Raw genomic sequence first — 4,584 nt, forward strand, 5'->3', positions numbered from 1 at the left:
TGTCGGCCAAGGGCCTGATGAGCGAGGTGGAGGTGATGCGCCTGCGCCGCCAGGTCAACGACCTGCAGCTGCAAAGCCGCGAGCGCATCAACAAGTTCAGGCAAGACGCCAGCACCGACCTGGTCCGCGTGCAGACCGAGCTCTCGCTGCTCGACGAACAACTCGCCGGCCGCGCCGACGTGCTGCGCCGCACCGTGCTCACCTCGCCGGTGCGTGGGCTGGTGAAGAACATACGCACCAACACCCTCGGCGGCGTGGTGGCACCGGGCGCGCCGATGATGGAAATTGTGCCCATCGGCTCGCGCGTGCTGGTCGAGGCGCGCATCAAGCCGCGCGACATCGGCTTCGTGCGGGTCGGGCAAAAAGCCGAGGTCAAGCTTGCCGCTTACGACTACACCACCTACGGCGGCCTGCAAGGCAAGATCGAATACATCAGCCCCGACGCGCTCGGCGACACCGACCGCGCCGCCGCCGACTCCACCTACTACCGCGTGACGCTGCGCAGCGACCGCTCCACGCTCAAGGAAAAAGGCAAGCCGCTGCCCATCCTGCCCGGCATGACGGGGCAGGTGGAGGTGCGAACGGGGGAACGCTCGGTGCTGAGTTTCATCTTGCGGCCGATGCTCAAGTCCAAGGAAGCGTTCCGGGAGAGGTGAGCTGGGTTGGGGCGGGTGCCAGGGCAGCTTTCTTTTGGACGCAAAGCTCGCAAAGGGAAGACGCAAAGGTCGCTGGAGTTGACCCTATTTCGCGGACGGTCAATGGGCTGATGTCTCAGCCCGACTGCGGTGTACAGCGCATTGGCCGGTGAGCGCTTGTACGGCATGCCTCCTTTCGTAGTTCATGGGTGAGCATTGACCCAAGGCGCTGTGCCGGCGTCGAGGGTTGTTCCAACCCTCGATATAAGCGAACAGGGCTGCGCGTGCTTCGGCCTTGGTGCGCCACGTCCGTCGATCGATCAACTCGCACTCGAGCGTGGCGAAGAAACTCTCGGCCATCGCGTTGTCGTAGGCATCCCCCACACTGCCCATCGATCTGCGCACGCCCGCGGCCTCACACCTCTGGGCGAACGCCCAGCTCGTGTACTGGCTTCCCCGGTCGCTGTGATGGATCACGGTATCGGGCCTCCTTTGCTGCACCGCCATTTCCAGCGCGCTGCTCACCAGTTGTGCATCCATCGTCTCCCCGATCGACCAGCCCACGATGCGCCTGCTCCACACGTCCAGCACCATGGCCAGGTAGATGAAGCCCTCCCAGGTGGGCACGTAGGTCATGTCGGCCACCCACAGCTGATTCGCCCCGGATGCTTCGAACTGCCGATCCACCAGGTCGGGTACCCGCTCGTGCGAGTCATCGCGTCGCGTGGTCACCGTGTAGCCGCGGCGCCGGCTCACGCCGTACAACCCCGCCTTGCGCATCAGCCGGGCCACGCGCTTGCGACTGATCTGCTCGCCTTGATCGATCAGCTCGGCTCTCACCCGGGGCATGCCGTAGGTCGCGTCCGATGCCAAGTGGATCGCGCGGATGCGCTGCGTCACCGCCGCATTTGCACCCACGCGGGGCGATACACCTCGCTCACGCCACGCGTAGTACCCACTGGTGGACACGCCCAGCACTCGGCACATCTGCTGCACGGGTAGTTCGGCCTGGTTCGCCTTCACAAGCTCGAAGACGGTATGTACGTCTTCTCGCCCTTCGCGGCGAACCAGGCCGTAGCCTTTGCCAGGATGTCTCGCTCCAGCTGCAGTTGCCGGTTCTCGCGGCGCAGCTTGTGCAGCTCGTCCCGCTCCTCAGTGCTCAGCGCCGGCTTTGCTGGCGCGTTGCGTTGCGCTTGTGGGCCTTGCGCCTGGTGGCACCAGTTCAGGATGCTGTTGGCCGAGCAGCCGAATTCTCTGGCCAGCTCCGCCGGCACTCGTCCAGCTCTCACCAGCTCCACCATCTGTTCTCGAAACTGTGCCGGGTATGGCCTCGTTCTGTTCATCTCGGATCTCTCCTATTCCTCAAGGATCGGGTGTCCGCGGAACGGGGTCAACTCCACGCGAAGGAAAGACAAGCCTTTGGTTTTCTTTGCGACCTTTGCGTCTTTCTTCGCGCCCTTTGCGTCCAAAAGACCTCGCCCCCGAGCCGATTCCCCACGAATTGGCACTGAAACCGCCCCGCTTTCAACCCATCAAACACCCCCCCGCTGCGGTGTACTGACGGGAATGCCCAGGAGCGTTCCCCGATGAAATTCACTTCCGTTCGCCTGCTGCCGGTTTGTGCCGCCGCCTTGTTGGCCACCAGCGCCATGCTGGGCGCGCAAGCCCGCTGCATCGATGAAGACAACGTCGAAATGCGTACCGGCAGCAATGCCAACGGCATGCCCATCGACGCCGGTGCGGCCCGCGCCAACCTGCAAAACATGGTCGTCGAAGCGCAGCGCCGCAGCCAGGCGCTGGGCGCCGTGAGGCTGCTGGCCGAAGCCGCTGCGATTGACGTCGACGAAGCCCGCTCCGGCCACTGGCCGCAGCTGACGGCCAATGGCTTCATCGGCGCCACCGAAACCAAGGTGGCCGATGTGGAAGAAAGCCGTGGCAAACAAGGCCGTGTCGGCATCACGCTGAGCGCCCCGCTGTACGACGGTGGCCGCACCACCCAGCTGACCGACTGGCGCAAGAATCTGGCCGAGTCGGCCCGCCTGGGCGAGATCAACGCGCAGGAGCAAGTGGCGCTGCAAACCGTATCGCTTGCCATCGAGCGCAGCCGCTACCGCCTGCAAGCGCAGGTGTACCAGCAGTACGCCCGCAAGATGAGCTGCCTGGTCGAGGCGCTCGAGACCATCGTGCGCGCCGACCGCGGCCGCACCAGCGAGCTGGTGCAGGCGCAGAAGAATCTGCAGCAGGCCGAGATCTCGCAGGCACAAACCCTGTCGATGGTGCGCCAGGTCGAGACGCGGCTGCGCCGCTTCGTCGGCGATGCCTTGCCGCCCAGCGAAGGCCTGTCGTCGGTGCTGCTGACGCCGCCGCCACTGCCCGAGGTGCTGGCCCAGGCCGATACCGCCCCCGACATTGCCCAACTTTCTGCGCAGGCCCTGGCGGCCGAAGCCTTGTCGCGCTCGGTGAGCGCGGCCCGCATGCCGCAGGTCAACCTGGTGGCCAATGGCAACCAGGTGCGAGGCGCAGGCAACTCGGCCAACTGGTCGGCCGGCATCAACGTCAGCGTGCCCCTGTTCAACCTGCCTGCCGGCCACGCGGTCGACTCCTCGCAAAAGCGTGCCGCCGCGGCCAAGCTGCAGCGAGCCGACGCGCTCGAAGCCCGCAAGTTCCGCATGACCGAAGTCCATGAGCAGGCGCTGAGCTCCTTCGACCGCGCCCGCCGCGTGGTCGAGGTGCTGCGCGACAGCGACCGCGTGCGCAACTTCACCCTGCAGCAATGGCAACAACTCGGCCGCCGCTCGCTGTTCGACGTGATGGCCTCCGAGGGCGACCACTACGGTCTGCGCGTGGCCTATGTGAATGCCTTGTACGACGGCCAGCAGTCCACCGCCTTGCTGTGGTCTCTCGGCAGCGGCGTGCGCCAGCGCCTACAGTGACTCGCCGCCGCTGAGCCCGCAGAGATCAACGAACCACACTGAGGAGCGGACAAATGATTCACGCCACCGCGATCGTTTCCCCGAAGGCCCGCCTGGGCGCCGACATCGACGTGGGCCCGTTCACGATCATCCACGACGACGTGCAGATCGGTGATGGCGCGGTCATCGGCTCGCACTGCGAGATCGGCCTGCCTTCAGCGCTGGCCGAGGGCGCGCCGCTCGTCATCGGTGACTCGGCGCTGATTCGCTCGCACAGCATCTTTTACCAAGGCTCGACCTTCGGCAACCGCCTCGTTACCGGTCACCGCGTGACGGTGCGCGAGAAGACCGTGGCGGGCGAAAACCTGCAGATCGGCACGCTCAGCGACCTGCAAGGCCACTGCAGCATCGGCAACTACGTGCGCTTTCACAGCAACGTGCACATCGGCCAGAAATCGAGCATCGGCAGCTTCGTCTGGATCTTCCCGTACGTGGTGCTGACCAACGACCCGCACCCGCCCAGCACCGTGCTGCGTGGCCCGCGCATCGAAGACTTTGCGGCCATCGCCACCATGTCGATGATCCTGCCCGGCGTGACGGTGGGTGAGGGCGCCCTGGTCGGCGCGCACAGCAGCGTCAACCGCGATGTGGCGCCCAACACCGTGGCTGCTGGGGCGCCTGCCAAGTTTGTTTGCAACGCCAACGAGATCAAGCTGAAAGACGGCACCGGCCGCCCCGCCTACCCCTGGCGCAACCAACGCCTCGGGGTAGCCGCGGTGGAAGTGGTCACGCCAGGGGTAGGCGGGGCGGCCGGTGCCGTCTTTGAGCTTGATCTCGTTGGCGTTGCAAACAAACTTGGCAGGGGCACCCGCGGCCACGGTGTTCGGAGCCACATCACGGTTCACGCTGCTGTGTGCACCGACCAAGGCGCCCTCACCCACCGTCACGCCGGGCAGGATCATCGACATGGTGGCGATGGCCGCAAAGTCTTCGATGCGCGGGCCACGCAGCACGGTGCTGGGCGGGTGCGGGTCGTT

General features: G+C 65.7%; 4 protein-coding genes. 3 read left to right on the forward strand and 1 reads right to left on the reverse strand.

Features of this window, described 5'->3' with window-relative positions; translation table 11 throughout:
• The coding region (locus RMO40_RS20375) for an HlyD family type I secretion periplasmic adaptor subunit (RefSeq protein WP_309725261.1) at positions 1-656 on the forward strand (656 nt) is incomplete at its 5' end.
• A gap of 99 nt (positions 657-755) precedes the next feature.
• Here RMO40_RS20375 and RMO40_RS20380 read toward each other — a convergent pair.
• Positions 756-1,978, reverse strand: a protein-coding gene (locus tag RMO40_RS20380) for an IS3 family transposase (protein ID WP_489660207.1) whose coding sequence is annotated in 2 segments (ribosomal slippage) — positions 756-1,720 and positions 1,720-1,978 — 1,224 coding nt in all. Because the reading frame shifts where the segments join, the coding sequence is not laid out codon by codon here.
• Between the two features lie 420 nt (positions 1,979-2,398).
• Between RMO40_RS20380 and RMO40_RS20385 the strand changes: the two genes are divergently transcribed.
• Together RMO40_RS20385 and RMO40_RS20390 are read left to right on the forward strand one after the other, a co-directional pair.
• Positions 2,399-3,568 (forward strand): TolC family protein, encoded by a 1,170-nt coding sequence (locus RMO40_RS20385; RefSeq protein ID WP_489660208.1) that lies wholly within the window; start codon positions 2,399-2,401, stop codon positions 3,566-3,568.
• 53 nt (positions 3,569-3,621) lie between these two features.
• Positions 3,622-4,584 (forward strand): hypothetical protein (locus RMO40_RS20390; RefSeq protein ID WP_309725266.1); only part of this gene is annotated, 963 nt, incomplete at its 3' end.

Source organism: Rhizobacter sp. (genome assembly GCF_031412075.1).
Classification (GTDB): Bacteria; Pseudomonadota; Gammaproteobacteria; order Burkholderiales; family Burkholderiaceae_C; genus Rhizobacter.

Coding starts and splice junctions, on each gene's coding strand:
- RMO40_RS20385 (WP_489660208.1), top strand. CDS start 2,399: ATGGTCGTCGAAGCGCAGCGCCGCAGCCAGGCGCTGGGCGCCGTGAGG.